At 45.2% G+C, this 18887-nt stretch carries 13 protein-coding genes; 9 read left to right on the plus strand and 4 right to left on the minus strand.

Annotated elements, in window-relative coordinates:
* Positions 1 to 171: 171 nt before the first annotated feature.
* From ACTRWF_RS02930 to ACTRWF_RS02965, 8 genes are all read left to right on the plus strand, one after another.
* The gene (locus ACTRWF_RS02930) at positions 172 to 2952 is read left to right on the plus strand and encodes a hypothetical protein (protein ID WP_015066232.1); all 2781 of its coding nucleotides are present in this window, start codon (positions 172 to 174) and stop codon (positions 2950 to 2952) included.
* A 117-nt stretch (positions 2953 to 3069) separates the two neighbouring features.
* A complete protein-coding gene (locus tag ACTRWF_RS02935) occupies positions 3070 to 5718 on the plus strand; it encodes a TonB-dependent receptor domain-containing protein (RefSeq protein WP_462835107.1) in 2649 nt (882 codons plus the stop codon).
* A gap of 176 nt (positions 5719 to 5894) precedes the next feature.
* The gene (locus ACTRWF_RS02940) at positions 5895 to 6653 is read left to right on the plus strand and encodes a DUF3450 domain-containing protein (RefSeq protein ID WP_012517277.1); all 759 of its coding nucleotides are present in this window, start codon (positions 5895 to 5897) and stop codon (positions 6651 to 6653) included.
* Between the two features lie 13 nt (positions 6654 to 6666).
* Positions 6667 to 8031 carry a MotA/TolQ/ExbB proton channel family protein gene (locus ACTRWF_RS02945; RefSeq protein WP_015066234.1) on the plus strand — a complete coding sequence of 455 codons (1365 nt, stop codon included), beginning with the start codon at positions 6667 to 6669 and terminating at the stop codon, positions 8029 to 8031.
* Positions 8032 to 8033: 2 nt separating this feature from the next.
* A complete protein-coding gene (locus ACTRWF_RS02950; protein ID WP_012517279.1) occupies positions 8034 to 8552 on the plus strand; it encodes a MotA/TolQ/ExbB proton channel family protein in 519 nt (172 codons plus the stop codon).
* A gap of 32 nt (positions 8553 to 8584) precedes the next feature.
* Positions 8585 to 8992: an ExbD/TolR family protein gene (locus ACTRWF_RS02955; protein WP_015066235.1), complete on the plus strand. Its 408-nt coding sequence runs from the start codon at positions 8585 to 8587 to the stop codon at positions 8990 to 8992.
* 3 nt (positions 8993 to 8995) lie between these two features.
* Positions 8996 to 9604, plus strand: a complete 609-nt coding sequence (locus tag ACTRWF_RS02960) for an energy transducer TonB (RefSeq protein WP_015066236.1) — start codon at positions 8996 to 8998, stop codon at positions 9602 to 9604.
* A gap of 6 nt (positions 9605 to 9610) precedes the next feature.
* The gene (locus ACTRWF_RS02965) at positions 9611 to 10936 is read left to right on the plus strand and encodes a tetratricopeptide repeat protein (RefSeq protein WP_462835108.1); all 1326 of its coding nucleotides are present in this window, start codon (positions 9611 to 9613) and stop codon (positions 10934 to 10936) included.
* A gap of 127 nt (positions 10937 to 11063) precedes the next feature.
* On the opposite strand, the gene ACTRWF_RS02970 is transcribed toward ACTRWF_RS02965, so the two are convergent.
* The 4 genes from ACTRWF_RS02970 to ACTRWF_RS02985 all read right to left on the minus strand — a co-directional run bounded on the left by ACTRWF_RS02970 (position 11064) and on the right by ACTRWF_RS02985 (position 17405).
* Positions 11064 to 12140: a response regulator gene (locus tag ACTRWF_RS02970; protein ID WP_462835109.1), complete on the minus strand. Its 1077-nt coding sequence runs from the start codon at positions 12138 to 12140 to the stop codon at positions 11064 to 11066.
* A complete protein-coding gene (locus ACTRWF_RS02975) occupies positions 12124 to 15012 on the minus strand; it encodes an ATP-binding protein (RefSeq protein WP_462835110.1) in 2889 nt (962 codons plus the stop codon). The genes ACTRWF_RS02970 and ACTRWF_RS02975 overlap by 17 nt, the downstream gene beginning before the upstream one ends.
* A gap of 238 nt (positions 15013 to 15250) precedes the next feature.
* A complete protein-coding gene (locus ACTRWF_RS02980; protein WP_462835111.1) occupies positions 15251 to 16819 on the minus strand; it encodes an AMP-binding protein in 1569 nt (522 codons plus the stop codon).
* 109 nt (positions 16820 to 16928) lie between these two features.
* Positions 16929 to 17405 (minus strand): hypothetical protein, encoded by a 477-nt coding sequence (locus tag ACTRWF_RS02985; protein WP_012517286.1) that lies wholly within the window; start codon positions 17403 to 17405, stop codon positions 16929 to 16931.
* Between the two features lie 127 nt (positions 17406 to 17532).
* Here ACTRWF_RS02985 and ACTRWF_RS02990 point away from each other — a divergent pair, with 127 nt between their 5' ends.
* Positions 17533 to 18747, plus strand: coding sequence for a PQQ-dependent sugar dehydrogenase (locus ACTRWF_RS02990; RefSeq protein WP_015066241.1), 1215 nt, complete (start codon positions 17533 to 17535; stop codon positions 18745 to 18747).
* The last annotated feature ends 140 nt before the right edge of the window (positions 18748 to 18887 follow it).

The raw sequence follows: 18887 nt of genomic DNA on the forward strand, positions 1-18887 counted from the left end.
ACTAAAAGCTTGAACGGAGTTAGTCGTTTTAACTTGCTTTTTTTAGCTCAAAAATGAACTTTTTCCGTGAAACTTTTGTTACAGCGCCTTAATGTAACAAATGTGTCATCTACCTTAGGTAAAGTTTCCGCGTTTTCAAAATCCATAATTATACCGTACTTGGAGAAACACATGGAACTTAAGCAACTTTTCAAAGCTTCGGCTATCGCTACAGCGCTTGTGCTAGCAGGCTGTGGCGGCGACATCAATATCAGTGAAGGCGATATTGATAACAGCGTAACTAATAACAACGGTGGCGACACTGGTGGTGATACAGGTGGCGATACAGGTTCAGATGATACAGCTCCAGGTGAATCAAGTACTTTCCTTAGCGGCGAAGTAAGCGACGCATTCGGTCAAGACGTTGAAGTTCGCGTACTTACCGGCCGTTTAACTGCAGATGACGCAGACGACCAAGGCGTAATCACACTAACTAACGACACAGTATGGGCACTTGAAGGTCCAGTATTTATCGGTAACGACAAAGCAGACAGCGTAACGCTTGCTATTGAAGAAGGTACAATAATCTTCGGTCGTACTGGTGCAGATTATCTGGTTGTAAGCCGTGATTCAAAAATTGAAGCAGAAGGTACTGCATCTGCTCCTATCATCATGACATCATTCAATGACGTGGTAGGTGATGAAGTTGGCGCAGGCCAATGGGGTGGCGTTGTTATCCTTGGTAACGGTACGTCAACTAAGTGTCCACAAGATGGTTCTGACTGTGCGCTTCAAGTAGAAGGTGCAGAAGAAGGTGCGGTATTCGGTGGTACTGACGATACAGACAACTCTGGTATCCTTAAGTACGTTGTTGTTAAGTATGCGGGCTTTGAAATTGCACCAGACAATGAACTTAACGGTATTACTTTTGGTGGTGTTGGTTCAGGTACAGAAGTTGATTACGTACAGGTTCACAGCAACGCTGATGACGGTGTTGAATTCTTCGGCGGTGCGGTTAATGCGAAACACTTAGTACTTACTGCTAACCAAGATGACTCAGTAGACTGGGACAACGGTTATAAAGGTAAGCTTCAGTATGTTTACGTGCAGCACGCTGCTGACAACTCTGACGCTAACCGCGGTATCGAAGGTGACGGTGACGGCGGTGACGGCCTTGAATTCTCTAAGCCAATGATCGCTAACATGACAGTTATCGGTAACACGTTCGACACAGCCGATGCTGACTCTGAAGGTCTTCTACTTCGCGACCAAACTGGCGCAAATCTAATGAACTTCCTTATCACTGGTCCAGAAGCAATGGGCGAGTGTTTAGAAATGGACACTGACGAAACGGTTCAAGCTAACCTTTCTGACGGTGACCTAACCATGACTTATTCAGCAATTGCATGTTCTGAGCCGTTTAACTCACCTGAAGGTGCCGTTGATCTAGAAGCGTGGTTCACAGGCCAAGACGGCAACCAGCTTATCGCGTTTGAAGACCGTGCTAACCTTGGTCTAAACCCTGACGGTACATTAACCGCAGAAAGCGCGCTTCTTACAGCGGGTGGCGACGCGTCTACATTGCTTGATACTTTCTTTGAAGCGAACACATTTGTTGGTGCGGTTGGTGAAACTGACTGGCGTGAAGGTTGGGCATTTGGTTTCGGTGGCGGTAACATCGAGCTAGTACAATCTGCTTCAGGCTGTCCATCAGGTACCACTTCAATTACACCAGTAGACGGTTCAACCACTACGTGTGAAGTGTCTGGTACTATTACATCTGACCTTACGCTTACAGAAGGTAACTTCTACGCGCTTTCAGGTGCAGTATTTGTAGGTGGAGATAAAGAGAACAGCGCAACCCTTACTGTTGAGCCAGGCGTAACCGTTTACGGCGCGTCGGGTAACGACTACCTAGTAATCAGCCGTGACTCTGAAATCAACGCAAACGGTACTGCTGAAAACCCAATTACATTCACTTCACGTGACCACGTTGTTGGCGGTCTAGAAGCGGGTGAAGCTGGTCAATGGGGCGGCATGATCGTGCTAGGTAACGGTGAATCAACTAAATGCCCTCAAGACGGTACGTCATGTTCACTTCAGGTTGAAGGTGCACAAGAAGGTGCAGTGTTTGGCGGAACTGACAACACAGATAGCTCAGGTACACTTCGCTATGTACGTGTAATGCACGGTGGTTTTGAAATCGCACCAGATAACGAACTAAACGGTATTACGTTTGGTGGTGTGGGCTCTGGTACTACTGTTGAGTATGTACAGGTTCACAAAAACGCAGATGACGGTGTTGAGTTCTTCGGTGGTGCAGTAAACGTTAAGTACCTTACGCTAACCGGTATTCAAGACGACTCTGTAGACTGGGATAACGGCTATAAAGGTAAGCTACAGTTTGTTCTTGTTAAGCACGCAGACGACAACTCTGATGCTAACCGCGCAATTGAAGGCGACGGTGACGGCGGCGACGGTACAGCGTTCTCTAACCCAATGATTGCTAACATGACGATTATTGGCAACGAGTTCGATACTGCTGACGCTGATTCAGAAGGTGTTTTACTTCGCGACCAAACTAACGCACAGCTTTACAACTTTGTTGTAACAGGCCCTGCAGGCATGGGTGAGTGTTTTGAAGCTGACCTAAGCGATGGCGACACTACGCTACTTGCTAACATGGATGGCACTAACACGCCACAGCTTACTTTTGAAACGTCAGTACTAGCTTGTGCTGAAAACATCAATAACTCTGGTGATTTCGACCAAGAAGCATGGTTTACTGCGCAAACTGGAAACACGTTGCTAGATAACACTGCGACAGTACTTAACGGTATCTACACAGTAGATGCAACAGTTGCAACAGATGTGTCTACACTAGATAGCTTCTTCTCTTCAGTAGACTTTATCGGTGCAGTAAAAGACGCTGACAACGATTGGACAGCGGGTTGGACTGTAGGTCTTGAATAAGGCCTAACCCATTAAGCCCTAGACAAGCAAGTGCGTTGCAAAAGTAGCGCACTTGCTTTTAAGTTTGTAAGACACGAATTTTATTCGTGACAGTATTCCTTTCTAAAGAGGTTCATCATGAACAGACCTGCTAACAGGTTTCTTCTAAAACCCATCAGCTTAGCCGTTGCTGCAAGCATGTTGCTTCCAACGTCTATAGCTTTCGCTCAATCAAATGAAGATGAAGTGATTGAGGAAGTTGTCGCTACTGGTACACGCCTAAAGGGTACCGCAACGGCAGTAATGGAAGAACGTAAAAACCAAGCTTTCGTAGCAGATATTATGGGTGCTGAGCAAATAGCTCGTACCGGTGATAGTGATGCAGCGGGAGCGCTTCGTCGTGTAACTGGTCTAACATTGGTAGATGGTCGATTCATCTACGTTCGTGGTCTTGGTGAGCGTTACTCATCAACACAATTAAACGGTGCCATTGTTCCAAGCCCAGACCCTACGCGTAATGTTATTCCTCTCGATTTATTCCCATCGAGTATTATTGAGAGCCTAGCGGTTCAAAAATCGTATTCACCGTCAATGCCTGCAGCATTCGGTGGTGGTAACGTAAATATCCGATTAAAATCTATACCTACACAGCGCGTGTTTAACGTATCTGCAGCCGTTGGTATCGATACGGAAAACTCTGGTGACGTGTTAGATTATGCCGGTGGCGGTCGCGATTGGACAGGTGAAGACGACGGCACACGTGCTGCGTCTGCCGCTATTCAAGAACGTTGGCATTCTAAAAACTTCTTAGACGACCTGGAGCCAGAAGAAGCACTAGAGTTGTTTAAAGGCGTGAACAGAGAATACGGGCTAGAAAGAGAGTCTGCTGATCCTGATATGCGCGTGAACGTCACTTATGGTGATAGTTACGATTATGATGACGACTGGCGCTTTGGCTTTTTGGTAACTTCACGTTATTCAGCCCAAACCCGCTCTTCTGAAGAATACGAACTACAAGACCCTGACTTAGTGGGCGATGACATTATTAATGTACGCTTCTTTGATGATATCCAAGGTACTGAGCAAACGGTTACCTGGTCTTCACTATTAACACTAGGTGTAGACTATAACCGTCAACATCGTATTGATTATAGTCTTATTGTGCTAAACGATACCCGCGATGAAATTCGTGAAATGTTTGGTAATACGGAAAACTTGAACCAAGCAGAAGGGTTGCGTATTCGCGATATCGACGTTCAATATGAAGAGCGTTCGCTTTATACCAATCAGCTTAAAGGTCAGCACACCATCCCTGAACTAAACTTCATGGGCATTGACTGGACTTACTCATTAGGTCGCTCAGTACGTCACGCACCGGGTAACTTCAACGCGCGTTTCGTAATGGAAGACGCGAATGAGGACGGTATCTTCGACGCCGAGAACGAAATCTTCTTGTCAGATGCACAAACTGCTGCACGTTATACTTTCCAAGACCTTCACGATCGCTTGGAGAACTTTGGCTATAACGTGACTTACCCAATGTCATTCGGTAAGTGGGAAACTGAGTACAAAGTGGGCGCAAGCTTTGTTACGAAAACGCGTACTGCTGAAAACCGCCGTTTCGACATCAATACACTTGGTGTTGAAGACCGCTCTATTTTAGATGGTAACGACTTTAGTGAAATCTTCAGCGACGATGTGTTAGACACGCTTTCACTGTCTAGCCGCCCACTTATTCGCGACACGACCATTGCGGGCGATGATTACGTAGCAGGTCAAAAAATCGATGCTTACTATCTAGAAGCTGATTTCTTCTACGACAACAAGTGGCGTTTCACTGGTGGTGCACGTTATGAAGACTTCCGTCAGGTAGTGGCGCCATTAGACCCGCGTACTAATCAGTTTGATTTAAGTGACGAAGCCGATCGTTCGCAGTTAGCGTTCCAAGAAGACGGGTTTTATCCAGCGCTTGCTGTAACCTACTTCCTTGAAGATGATATGCAACTGCGTGCAAGTATTGGTCAAACGGTAGTTCGCCCAGATCTTCGTGAAGTATCTTCAGCGACTTACCTAGACCCGTTAACTAACTTCCCAATCGCGGGTACGCCGGGTGTAAGTACGACTGATATTATTAACTATGACTTACGTTGGGAATGGTACCGTGAAGCAGGCAATAACCTATCGGTAGGCTTATTCTACAAAGATATGGAAGCGCCAATTGAATCGGTACAGTCTCCGGCCCAGGATGGCCCACCGCTTATTCGTATTGCTAATGCTGAATCTGGTGAAGTTTACGGGGTTGAAGTTGAGTTCCTTCAAGACTTAGCCTTTATTGGCGATGGTATTTGGGACAACCTATTTACTACCGGTAACATTACCGTGAGTGACTCTGAAATTGTACTTGACCGTCAGAACATTGTAGAGCAAACCGGTGTATCTGCGGCGATTACCAACGTTGAACGTCGTATGACGGGTCACTCTCAGTATGTGTTAAACATGCAGTTAGGTTACGACTCAGACAACGGCGAACACTCTGCGTCGTTGGTATACAACGTATTTGGTGAGCGTATTCTCATTCCGGGTATCGATGGCTTCGACGATAACTTCGAACAGCCATTCCACTCACTGGATATGGTTTACAAGTACTACCCAGACTTTAATAGCACTGTCACATTACGTGTTCAGAATATCTTAGGTGAAGATCGTGAAATTGAGTTTAACGATACGCTGCTTAGGTCTGAGACACGCGGGACAGGTATTAGATTGTCGTTTAAATACGACTTCTAAATCTGAACTTGATACAAAGGCCGCTAATCAGCGGCCTTTTTTATATGCCATAGATGACACTTTTGGTTTATTTATGACAGTTCCGTAATAAAACTGTCACAGAAAACTCCTATCCTACGCCCAGAAATTTATAGTCGGATACAACCGATTTCTTTTAACTTTAAAGGTTTGAATGTATGAAGCTTATCAATGCCTTGCTTGTAGCTGGTGCGCTTAGCGCGACACCCGTGCTTGCACAAGACGATGAAGTCTTAAAACCCGTTGTCGATGAGGCAGCGAAAATAAACGAATCAGCAGCGAAGTCGCAAGAAAAAATCAACGGCATTACTGACCAGATTGACAGCAAACTTCAACAGTTCAAAACATTGATGAAAGAAATCGAAGGCCTTGAGGTTTATAACACTCAGCTTCGTAAGCAAATCAATAACCAAGAACAAGAAATGGCAGACCTAAACGCTGCTATTGATGAAGTGTCTGTTGTTGAGCGTCAAATCACGCCACTCATGATGCGTATGATTGACGGTTTAGAGCAGTTCGTTGAACTAGACGTTCCTTTTCTTCCAGAAGAGCGCGCGAATCGCGTAGCTGACCTTCGCGCCATGATGGACCGTGCCGACGTTGCTGCGTCTGAAAAATTCCGTCGCGTAATGGAAGCTTACCAAGTAGAGATGGACTACGGCCGCACAATGGAAGCGTACAGCGGTATTCATTCAATTAACGGTCAAGAGCGTGATGTTGAATTCCTACGCCTTGGTCGTACAGCGCTAATTTATCAAACACGCGATGCGAGCATGCAGGGTGTTTGGAACAAGCAAACCCGTCAGTGGGAAGAGCTTGATAGCAGCTATCGTACACAAATTACAAAAGGTCTGCGCATGGCGAAGAAGCAACTTGCACCAGACTTGCTAATGCTGCCAGTGGCAATTACAGACTAAGAGGTTGATAAGAATGTTTAACACAGTAAAACGTATCGCTGTTGGTCTAGCAGCCCTTAGCATCAGCGTTGGTGCTTTCGCACAAAGCGACCGTGCAATGGACTTAGACGCACTTCTTAAGCAACTAGAAGAAGGTCAGTTTGCACAGTCACAGCAAAATAAACAGCGCGAGCGGGACTTCCAAGCGCAACGTGCAGAGCAAGATCGCATTCTTCGCGAAACGCGTCAGCAGCGCGATCAAATGTTAGCGCAGTCTGAGCAGCTTGAAACTCAATTCGAAGAAAACGAATTTAAACTAGCAGATCTTAACGGTGCACTAGACACCCGTCTAGGTTCACTTAAAGAGCTATTCGGTGTGTTGCAGCAAATTGCTGGTGACACGAAAAATAAATTCTATAACTCAGTTATTTCGGCCCAAATCCCAGGCCGCTCTGATTTCCTAGATCAGATGGCACAGGACATGGGTTCAAGTTCTAAACTTGCTTCAATTGAAGAAATTGAGCGCGTGTGGTTCGAAATGCAGCGTGAAATGACGGAATCAGGCAAGGTGACTACTTTTACCACTGACGTTGTTGAAGCAGGCGGCGAGAAAGTGAACAAGTCTGTTGTACGTGTAGGTCCGTTTGCGCTAGTTGCCGACGGTAAATACCTAGACTACAACGGTGTAACAGGCACAGTGTCTGAACTAGTGCGCCAGCCAGCTGACCGTTACAACGATTCTGCGGCAGAACTTCAAGCATCAAATGGTGAGCTAGTCCAGTTCGGTATCGACCCAACAGGGGGTTCTATCCTAGGTCTTCTTGTTCAAGCGCCTAATCTTAAAGAGCGTGTAGAGCAGGGCGGTGTAGTAGGTTACATCATTCTTATCGTTGGTGCGTTCGGCTTATTACTTGCACTTGAGCGCCTAGTAACACTTACGCTAACGCGCATGAAAGTGAACAAGCAGCTTAAGAGCAAAGAAGTGAATACAAACAACCCGCTTGGCCGTGTACTTAAAGTGCGTGACGAGTATCCAAACGCAGACGTAGAAGCGCTTGAGCTTCACCTTACTGAAGCGATTTTGGGCGAAGTGCCTAAGCTAGGTCGCAACCTAACTATCATCAAGATTATCTCAGTAGTTGCACCGCTTATGGGTCTACTAGGTACGGTAACCGGTATGATTAACACCTTCCAAGCGATTACCTTGTTTGGTACAGGTGACCCGAAACTAATGGCTGGTGGTATTTCAACAGCACTTGTAACAACAGTACTAGGTCTTGTTGTAGCGATTCCGATGACACTGCTTTATGCAATGCTAAACACACGTTCTAAGAACATTGTGTACATCCTACAAGAACAGGCGTCTGGCGTAATTGCAGAGCGCGCTGAGCGAGGCTAATCATGATCGAGTTTCTAGAAGCAATTCGCGACTTCACAGAAACAGGTGGCCAGGTTCTCCTGGTCATCGGTCTGCTGATATTCGTTATGTGGCTTTTGATCCTCGAGCGTGCGATGTATCTGATGGTTTGGCACAAGCAGGCCAAGAAAGAAGCGATAGCAATGTGGACAGCACGTGCCGACCGCTCTTCTTGGTTCGCTGAACAAGTTCGTCAGAAAACGATTTCACAGTTAACCATGCGCCTTAACGGCAGCATCCCCATTATCCAGTCACTGGTTGCGCTTTGTCCGCTACTGGGCTTGATGGGAACGGTTACCGGTATGATTGAAGTGTTCGATGTAATGGCGATTGCGGGTTCAGGTAATGCTCGTTCAATGGCGTCAGGTGTATCGAAAGCCACTATCCCGACAATGGCGGGCATGGTTGGCGCACTCTCAGGCGTATTCGCCGCTACTTGGTTAACTCGTATGGTGAAATCAGAACGCACGCATCTTGAGGATGCATTGATTATTCAACGTTAATGCTAGTTAAGCGTTAAGGTAAGGTATTTATTATGAAGCAGCACTTTCAAAACCTAGTCGATGAGGAAGAAGCAAACATCGACATGACGCCCATGCTGGACGTTGTATTTATCATGTTGATCTTCTTTATCGTGACTGCGTCATTTGTGAAAGAAGCCGGTATTGATGTTAACCGTCCAGAAGCAGCCACGGCTGTGAAAAAGGATCGCGCCAACATTCTTATCGCTATTTCAGATAAAGGTGAAATTTGGATTAACAAACGCCGCATCGACGTTCGTGCAGTACAGGCGAACATTGAGCGTTTGCACGCTGAGAACCCTCAGGGAACTGTTGTTATTCAAGCTGATAAAAAGGCCACAACAGAAACTTTGATTAAGGTTATGGATGCGTCGCGAGCCGCCGGCGTTTACGATGTTTCGATTGCAGCCCAAGAGCCATAAATCATGCCACGATATTTAATCGCATTTGCACTATCCCTTGCGATCACGTTAGGCCTGTTCTTCTTGATGCAATCGCTGATCAAGATGGGTGGCAGCGCACTAACTGAACCGCCTAAGGGAAGCGTGCTTGACTTTGTAAGGGTCAAGCAGGATGAACAGGTTGAGAAAAAAGATCGTAAGCCGAAGAAGCCACCTAAGCCAGAAGAGCCGCCACCGCAGATGGAGCAGCCTCAAATGGACTCACCTTCTCCTGATGCAGAAGGCACGTCGATGGACTTTGGCGCTGAAGTGGGTGATGACATCTCACTGGAAGGCGGGTTGGCCCTTGAGTCTGGTGACGGTGAATACTTGCCCATTGTTAAGGTTGCGCCGGTTTATCCACGACGTGCGCTTCAGCGCGGTATCGAAGGCTTCGTTATTGTGGAATTTACAGTAACTAAGCAGGGCGCGGTGCGCGACCCCATTGTTGTTGAAGCTAACCCTTCAGGTATTTTTGAGCAAGCGGCCATTGATGCAGCAATGAAGTTCAAATATAAACCTCGTGTGGTAAATGGCGAAGCAACAGAGGTTTCTGGTGTGCAAAACCGTATTACGTTCCAAATTGACGGGTAACAGAACATGATGAGAAAACAGACGAATACATTGCTTAGTGCACTGGCGTTTGCATTTGCATCGGCCACGGTATCTGTACCTAGCATGTTGGTTGCCACCGACGCTGTTGCGCAAGCGCAAAAAGCAAGCGAAAAGAAAACCCGTCGCGTGCCTACGCTACGGGGCAAGGTGTACGAGCAGCTAGCCCGCGCACAAACGGCAGCGGATGAAGCGGGTAACGTTGAAGAAGCTATCGCTATTTTGAAAGAAGTAGAAGATAAGTCTGACTCAATGAACGCCTACGAAAAAGCCATGATGTACAACTTTTTCGGCTTCATTTATTACAATAATGAAGACTACGTTAAAGCGCTGGAATCGTTTGCCAAAGTGGTAGAGCAGCAGCCTATTCCTGAAAAGTTTGAAATGACCACACTTTTCAGTTTGGCGCAGCTTAACCTAATGCAGGGTAATTACGACGAAACCATCACCTATTTGGAGCGTTGGGAAAGTCTAAACACCGGTCCAGTACCTGTAAAAAACAAGGTGATAAAGGCCCAAGCGTACTATCAAAATAAACAGTACGACGAAGCTGCAATGTGGATTTCTGAAGCCGTTGCTGATCACGAAGCAGAAGGCATGATCCCTGATGAAGGTTGGTTAATTCTTCAACGTGCTATTTTCTATGAACTAAAGCAGCCTCAAAAGGTTAAAGACGTTCTTATTAAAATGGTGAAGTTGTTTGACGAACCTAAGTATTGGATCCAGCTCGCCGGTATGTACGGTGAGTTAGGTGAAGAGCGCAAGCAGTTGGCTATCATGGAAACCGCTTATCAGCGTGGTTTTGTTAATACGTCAGCTGACGTGTTCAACATGGCGCAGCTTTATTACTATCACCGTGTACCTTATAAAGGTGCTAAGTTGATGGAACAAGCGATGAACGATGGTGTGCTTGAGAAAAACTTGCGCAACCTTAAGTTCTTAGGACAAAGCTGGTCACTTGCTAAAGAGCAAGACAAAGCCATTCCAGTAATGATGCAAGCGGCTGAACTGTCTGAAGATGGCGAGCTAGACGCGCAGTTAGCGCAAATTCTTCTTAATGAAGAGCGTTTTGATGACGCAATAGCAGCGGCTGATCGAGCGGTTGAAAAAGGTGACTTAAGAAACCCTGGTTTGGTTTATTTAATCAAGGGCATGGCGCTTTACAACAAGAAGCAATACGCTCTAGCACTTAATCAACTAGCAGAAGCGGAAAAGCATCAGAAAAGCCGTGCTATGGCACAGCAGTGGAAACAGTTTGTTCAAGGCGAAAAGCGCCAAGCTGACGCACTGGCTTCCGAGCTAGGTGCAAGTTAAACCGTGAGCTAAAGCTTCACACGATAAAAAGGGTCGAGAATTCGACCCTTTTTTCTTGCCGTTGACCCGTCCTAAATAGCGTTGATACTTAATGTAAAGTTTGCTAGGTGATTAACTATCTTTCCTGTTAAAGCAAGCTGCCTATCGATATCATCGACCCCTCTGCCTCTAACGCATTCCAGTAACGTTTAGTTTCGATAATTTCTTCTTTAATTGATAAAAAACAGTCGACTAGGTCTGGGTCAAAATGGTCTCCGGCACCATTTGTTAAATGTGCAAACGCTTCATCGTCAGTCCATGCTTTCTTATAAGGGCGCTGCATGGTTAGTGCGTCGAACACATCCGCAATTGCAACAATACGCGCACTTTCGGGAATCTCTTCGCCAGTTAATCCTTCTGGATAACCTGTACCGTTCCATTTTTCATGGTGACATAGGGCTATTTCGGCGGCGAGGTTAAACAGCGGGGTTTCGCATTGAGAAAGAATTTTATGCCCTATTTGTGCGTGGGTTCGCATTACTTCCATTTCGCTGTCTGTAAGCCGGCGTGGGGCTTTCAAAATGGAATCGGGTATACCAATTTTCCCGGTGTCGTGCATGGGGGCGGCTTGCGCAAGCAGACATGCATCGTTATAAGACCACCCCGATGCAATAGCTAAACATTTACTGTAAGCCGCCATTCTCCAAATGTGGTGCCCGGTGTCCGTATCGTTGTAATGCCCTGCTGTTGCCAACATGGTAATGGCGCTCTGTTGACTTCTCGTTAGCTCTTCTGTGCGTGCGACCACAAGGTTTTCCGTGGTCTGCATTTGGTGTGCAAGGCTAATGTGAGTTTTAACTCGGGCTAGCGCAATACTGGGGGAAACGGGCTTAGTGATATAGTCGACCGCACCTAACTCAAAACCCTTTTCTTCGTTCTCGCCTTGACTTAGCGCGGTTACAAAAATGACGGGTATACGGCTCAATAGTTTATCCGACTTAAGCTGCCTACAGACTTCAAACCCGTCCATTCCCGGCATCATAATATCTAGCAGAATAAGATCGGGCGTGAACTGCTGCGTTATTTTCAGAGCGATGGCGCCAGATGGTGCTACTTTAACGTCATAAAAAGGGCCAAGAATTCCAAGTAAAATATCGATATTTGCCGGCTCGTCGTCAACAACGAGAATACTAAATCTATGTTTTGTTTTATTCTGTTCGGTCATTATTAATTTCATCTATCAGTGATTGCGCTACGACCAAAGCCCCTTCAAAATCATATATAGAGGCAAGCTTTTTCAATTGATTTAACGTATGTGAATGACCCAGCCCGAAGTGGCGAGCTGCAAGCGCTGTTATTAACTCAAGTGCCCTAGCATCGTAGGCTTCAAGGGCCTGTTTTACCTCTTTTAAAGAAGAGCGTAGTGATGCATTGTCCACATCGCTGTTTTCATTACACTCATTGCCCACGTCACTTTTATCAATAGTATGAGCAATTAAGCGAAGTGTTGCATCTAGCTCGAAGGAGATGACTGATATGTGCTTTGCGTTGATAGTATCAGGCCTCTGCTTCGCCTCCATAAAACGACGTAAACACCGTTCTAATGTTGTTGCTCCTATTTTCTGGGCGTCAGCAAGTAATTCGGTTAATAGCTGACTGGTGTGTGTCGGTTCGTGAAAAATATTGAGTAAATTAGACATTACGCTACGCTGGCTATAAGTTTCGTAAAAAGACAACAGTGAAGCGATAAATGCGTCTGTCTCGCTTGGCGGGGTAATTTCCATGTATCCGGCGTGTATGTGAATATCGATTGTGTGTACAATCTCGTCTGCGGTTGCGGGCTTTACTAAGTGATGACACATGCCGGCAGATAACGCTTTTTCAGACGCTTCATTCGTTTCATCCGCGCTCAACGCAATGATTGGGGTATAACACCCTTCTTTATGTGTAAGCGTTTCAGCGATGTCATAACCTGTTATGCCTGGAAGGTGGCAGTCCAGCAATATAGCGTCAAATGTATTCGACTTGCAGAGCGCTAGCGCTTGCTCGCCAGTCATCGCCGATACCACGTTGACGCCTAAATCTTTCAGTATCTGCTGACTTATTTCAACGCTAATTAAGTCGTCGTCGACCACTAACACGCGCTTATTCAATAGGCGCTTAGTTCGCCACTTTTTACTTTCCAGCCCTTCACTCGTTTTTTTGTTCGTCGACGCATGCAGCGGAGACAAAGCGGAAATAAGTTCACCTTCCGTGAAGGGAAGCTCGATAATCCGAATATTTTTAGAGAGGGATGTTCCGATTCGCTTTTGCACTTCTTCTTTGCTAAACGGACTTATTAGCACATTGCAGTTTAGCTCGTGGTATTCACCAAACTGGACATGACGTAAAAAGCTTTTCCAGCTGGACTCATCGACAGGTAAAAAAACAATGCTAAAGTCTGCTTGTTTAGGTAGAAGGTTCTCATTTGGGTCAGCTATGAGGCAGTGAATATTGAACCTTTGTAACGTTTGACAAAGGATTTGACAGCCTTGTTCTACGCTTTTATGTGTTTGAATACAAAGTACTTCAGAAGGGATGGACACAGGAAGAAGAGAGTCGCTTGGTTCAGTGTCTTCAATACAAATTGGCAGTGAAAATGCAAAATTAGTCCCTTCGTTAACCTTACTTTCAATGGTTAGTTCGCCACCCATTAGCTCAACGAGTCGTTTACAAATAGCAAGTCCTAACCCTGTACCGCCAAACTTTCTCGAGATTGATGCGTCTGCTTGTTCAAAAGCATTGAATAATTTGGTTTTACCTGTATCGCTAATGCCCATGCCGGTATCGCTTACGCTAAAACCGAGCTCGTTACCACGCTTATCAATTTTAAGCAAAACATGGCCTGTTTCTGTGAACTTGATGGCGTTACTCAAAAGGTTGAGCAAAACTTGGTAGATTTTCTCGCTATCACCACTGCACCGTATCTTGGTACTGCATCGAATATCGAAAAGAAGCTGAAGCTGCTTTTGTTGTGCCTTTACCTGAAATACTTGAGCCAGTTTATCTATGGTTTTCGTAAGAGTGAAAGGCTCGTCAAGAATGTCTATTTTATTGGCTTCAACTTTGGAGAAATCCAAGATGCTATTCATTAACTCAAGCAGCGCGTTAGAGCTTTTCTGGACTTTTTCTAAATATTGCTGGCGTTGGTCGTTATCCTGAGTCTCTAACGCCAAGTGCGTTAGACCGATTATTGCGTTCATCGGTGTTCTGATCTCGTGACTCATGGTAGCGAGAAAATCAGTTTTCGCTTTATTCGCACTTTGTGCTTCGTCATACGCCTTCTGTAGCTTATGCTCAATCGCTTTTTGACTGCTTATATCGTTGAAAACACCTACGTGCCCATCGGGTTTACCTTCGTTGTTAAGTAGTGGTACTGCTACAATGGAGATGGGAAACAGTCTCCCTCGTTTGTCGGTAAAAAAATCTTCGTAGGAAGTATAAGATTTCCCGTCGCGTATAGTGAGATTAACGGGGCATTGCTCTCTTTTAAGAAGGGTGCCGTCGCCTTTTTGATAGTGAACCGTATCGTGAAAACGGCGGTCTTGAAGTTCTTCTAACGTCCAACCTAGTAATCGAGAAGCGGCCGGGTTGAGAAACTGGGTCTTGCCCTCTGCGTTTACGGCGTAAACCCCTTCGCCGATGCTATCGGTGATGCTGCGGTAAAATGCTCGTCCTTCAGATAAGCTTTTCTCTAAACGCTTTTGCTGGGAAATGTCGGTAGCGATTACGATAAGGTGATCGACAAGAGGGGCTTTCTTTACAACAGGTACGACGGTGGCAAACACAAACCAAGGTTCGCCCGTTTTTCTTAAGCTGTGTACTTCGCCTTGCCAAATATTCCCTAAGGCAAGAGCGCTAAAAATTGCGCTTATATCTGAATTTGAAATGTTAGTAATATCGAAGGCTGTAATGTATTTACCAACAATTTCATGTTCTGCAAACCCTGAAAGTTCGCTACACTTTTCATTAGCGCTAAGAATTTTACCTTTTACATCCATGGTGACGACCATGCCATGTTTGTCCATGGCTTGTCGCTGCAGTAGCATAGCGTTCATAGTTCGATCCCTTTAAAGGGACGTCTTATAAAGCGAGTGGTTCGGTACTTGTTGACTGAGAATGTCATAAATTGCATAAGTGCAACGAAAGTGAAAAGTGTAAGGTTAAGTTTTAGCCAGAACTAAAACTTTTTCAATAAGCTAAGCTTATTCTTTGGTAGCAATAATCTGATTTTTATGTGAAAAACGCATAGGAAGTTATCACTATGCGTTTTCTGATTGCTTCTCTCTTCTAAGCTTACGCTGAACGTAATTCTCGACGTAAAATTTTACCCACTGTGGATTTGGGAAGTTCTTCTAATACGGTGATAGATTTTGGGATTTTGTAGTTGGTTAAGTGCTTTTTGCAGAATTCGGTTACATCATCGGTGGATACTTCACTGGATAACGTAATGTAGGCGCATACCCTTTCGCCAGTTTTATCGTCGGGCTTTCCTACCACTGCAGCTTCCATAACATTGGGGTGAGAGGTTAATACGTCTTCTATTTCGTTCGGGTACACGTTAAAGCCAGACACAATGATCATGTCTTTAAGGCGATCTACTATTTTTATAGCACCAGATTCTGTGCGTATGCCGATGTCTCCGGTTTTAAAAAAGCCATCTTCGGTCATGACTTTTGCCGTCTCGTCATCACGGTTCCAATATCCCATCATTACTTGTGGCCCGCGCACCGCTATCTGCCCAGAGTCGCCTTCTTCAACTGGTTTATCTTGGCTGTCTAACAACGCGACTTCCGTGCCTTCAAGTTCGTGGCCTACGGTGCCAATTTCTTCTTTGCCTGGAATATTAAATGACACAACAGGGGCTGTTTCCGATAAGCCGTAGCCTTCAGTAATGGTGTTACCCGTCACATCTTGCCAAATAGATACCGCAGCTTGTGTAAGAGCCGTACCGCCTGACATGGTGAGATGTAAATTAGAAAAGTCTAGTTTGGCAAATTCCGGGTGACGACCAAGGCCAACAAATAACGTATTAATACCCATGAAGGCAGATATTTTATGAGGTTTTAAGGTTTGTATAAAGCCGTCAATATCGCGAGGGTTTGGAATCAGGATAATTTGTGTTCCTTTGGCGAAAAGCGCCGTCATTCCTACGGTAAAGGCATAGATATGGTATAGCGGTAATGGGCACACCAACACTTCTTCACCGTCTTTAAAGCCATCGCCAATACGGTCAAGCATTTGAATACAGTTAGCAAGTACGTTTTTGTTACTTAACGCTGCCCCTTTCGATACCCCTGTGGTACCGCCTGTGTACTGCAGCATGGCAAGATCATCTAACTGAATCTTAGGGCGTTCGAATTGCGGAAGACCTTTGCCAATTTCTACCGCTTGGCTAAGGGATACTGTGCCATCTAATGCGGGGGCCGTATTGGGGTCTAAGAGCTCTGTTGCTGATGTGGTAATAACCGTATTGATACTCGTATCATTTTTAATACTAGTAAATTTAGGAAGTAAATCGCCAAGTATGACTAAGGCTTTTGCGCCGCTGTCAGTAAATTGATGCTTCATTTCGCGCTCTGTGTAGAGCGGGTTGGTATTCACTACCACTAAACCTGCGCGTAATGCAGCATAAACGACAATGGGGTTTTGAATTAAATTAGGAAGTTGAATAGCAACTCTGGTTCCAGGGGTAAGCTTAGCTTCGTGAACAAAGTAGCGCGCTAAGGCTGATGACTTGCTATCAATTTCAGCAAAGGTAAGGGTTTGCCCAAGGGCCGTATACGCGGGCCTGTCAGCAAATCGCTGCATTACGCTTTCAATGTAGTCGGCAAGACAGGTCACATTATCAGGGTAAGTTATCATGTTGCTTGTTCCTAGTAGGGCGTAAAAATTCAATCTACGCCATACAGTAGCAAACTTAACTTTTTATTTACATCTGTGTTGGGTTATTTAATTCTATAAGTTTTAGTTATTATTTAAGCGCAAATTTATTACTTAAATAGGTGTAAACACTGCCAGCCGCCACACCAGCCAAACATTGGGCGCACAGCCCTGCGACAGAGCGCGCGCCAGCAATTAGCGTCACGTTTAAGATAGGCTGCATCGCTAGCAACATGATTAAAAAAGATAGGCCGCCGGCAGCGCCAAATAATAACAATCGGGTGCTCACAGTGGTGCGGCGCTCTAAATGTTTCTCGACTCGACGGGTAACCTTATGAGCAATTATAAAAGCTAAAAACAGAGAAAACCCTATGATAAGCCCGTAGGTAGGTAACAGCCCTACTAGGTCTTGGCTTATCATGAACCACCAATCGCGTGGCTGCAATTTAACGTGAATGAGCGAAAGGTTGATTAAAACGGCAATGGAGTGAAATATACTTGCCAGCAAGAAGCCCACGGCCCATGCAGGGATAAAGCTAAATAGAATGTGGCGAATGGCTTTGTTCATAATTTACAACCTAAAGTCTGTCGACCTTATTTATCCGGTTAAGCTAAATAGCGTGAAATAAGTGCCATCATTATGCGCGTATGAATGGGATATGCCATAGTATGCTGATTAAAAGAGGACAATAACAATGAAATCATGGCTCGCGTTAAGCGCTCTGTTATTTAGCACTGCCTTGTTAGCAAGTGAGAGTGAAAGTGTTAAAAACAGCACATTAAATAGTACATTAAACACCACGCAGCCAAGCGTCTTACAAAGTTTGGCTGAGCGCGTAGAAATCAACACGGTTATTGACGCGCTGTCCTACCCTAAGGCAATAACAACCGTCGTGGATAAAGAAAAATCAACCACGCATATAATAATAACCACCCGAGACGGTGAGCTAATTGTTGTTAACGATGAACGAAAAGTAAGCCGCTTCACTTTGCCCTTAGATAACCTTTATACGAAAGGGCAGGGCGGCGTATTAGATATACTGATCCCTTTTACTTATCCTCAAGATAAAACCGTGCTGCTGAGTTATTCGAAGGGAAGCGATGAAGCCAATCATTTAGCTGTGGTCAAAGCACAGTTCTCTCTAACCGCTGGGATCAGTGATGTGCAGCCAGTACTCGACATTGCTCAATCGAAAGATACACCCGTTCATTACGGTGGAAAACTACTTCAAATTGATAACGTGACTAAAGGAGAAAATGCTAAAGAGCATGCCTTCCTCGTGACTACCGGAGACGGTTTTGATTATCGCGAACAGGCCCAAGTTGTCACTTCCCAGCTTGGAAAAGTGCTTGGCTTTACAATTAATGGTAAGCCGCTGGCCGCACCGGCCTTTCCAGAGGCGCCTTATGTGTTTACGCTCGGTCATAGAAACCCACAAGGTTTAGTGTATGGCGCTGACGGTCAAATCTTCTTACACGAACACGGGCCTGATGGAGGCGACGAACTAAATCTTCTTCAAAAAGGGAATAATTACGGTTGGCCTGTGGTTACTTTAGGAAAAGATTACTCGGGCGCAAGAATCTCGCCCTTTTCGGAGTATGCCGGCATGACAGGACCGCTTGTAGATTGGACGCCCTCTATCGCGCCATCTTCTATGCTTTACTACATAAATTCAAAGCAGCCTCATTTCAGCAATACGCTGCTGGTTACCAGCTTAAAAGCAAAAGCCTTGTTCGCAGTATCGCATGACAAAAATGGTTATACGTCAACGAAGGTCTTTGACGCGCTAAATGAACGATTAAGGGATATTGCAGTAGATAGCGACGGTAATATTCTACTTCTTACAGATGGTGAAAGCGCGAAGGTGTTCAAACTCTCATTCAAAGAAAGCTACACTGCCAAAAACTAACGATTGATTGAAACTTTGTTTCAATATTGATGGTAATTTATACTGGTAGCACCATAAGTAAAGTGAATGTCTGTCATAAGTGCAACACTATTATTTATCGGTATTGGTATTACCAATAGAGGGTGGAAGTAGGGTGCATT

Source organism: Alteromonas sp. G5_S2_22_S1 (assembly GCF_054968525.1).

Coding starts and splice junctions, on each gene's coding strand:
- ACTRWF_RS02930 (WP_015066232.1), top strand. CDS start 172: ATGGAACTTAAGCAACTTTTCAAAGCTTCGGCTATCGCTACAGCGCTT.
- ACTRWF_RS02935 (WP_462835107.1), top strand. CDS start 3,070: ATGAACAGACCTGCTAACAGGTTTCTTCTAAAACCCATCAGCTTAGCC.
- ACTRWF_RS02940 (WP_012517277.1), top strand. CDS start 5,895: ATGAAGCTTATCAATGCCTTGCTTGTAGCTGGTGCGCTTAGCGCGACA.
- ACTRWF_RS02945 (WP_015066234.1), top strand. CDS start 6,667: ATGTTTAACACAGTAAAACGTATCGCTGTTGGTCTAGCAGCCCTTAGC.
- ACTRWF_RS02950 (WP_012517279.1), top strand. CDS start 8,034: ATGATCGAGTTTCTAGAAGCAATTCGCGACTTCACAGAAACAGGTGGC.
- ACTRWF_RS02955 (WP_015066235.1), top strand. CDS start 8,585: ATGAAGCAGCACTTTCAAAACCTAGTCGATGAGGAAGAAGCAAACATC.
- ACTRWF_RS02960 (WP_015066236.1), top strand. CDS start 8,996: ATGCCACGATATTTAATCGCATTTGCACTATCCCTTGCGATCACGTTA.
- ACTRWF_RS02965 (WP_462835108.1), top strand. CDS start 9,611: ATGATGAGAAAACAGACGAATACATTGCTTAGTGCACTGGCGTTTGCA.
- ACTRWF_RS02970 (WP_462835109.1), bottom strand. CDS start 12,140: ATGACCGAACAGAATAAAACAAAACATAGATTTAGTATTCTCGTTGTT.
- ACTRWF_RS02975 (WP_462835110.1), bottom strand. CDS start 15,012: ATGAACGCTATGCTACTGCAGCGACAAGCCATGGACAAACATGGCATG.
- ACTRWF_RS02980 (WP_462835111.1), bottom strand. CDS start 16,819: ATGATAACTTACCCTGATAATGTGACCTGTCTTGCCGACTACATTGAA.
- ACTRWF_RS02985 (WP_012517286.1), bottom strand. CDS start 17,405: ATGAACAAAGCCATTCGCCACATTCTATTTAGCTTTATCCCTGCATGG.
- ACTRWF_RS02990 (WP_015066241.1), top strand. CDS start 17,533: ATGAAATCATGGCTCGCGTTAAGCGCTCTGTTATTTAGCACTGCCTTG.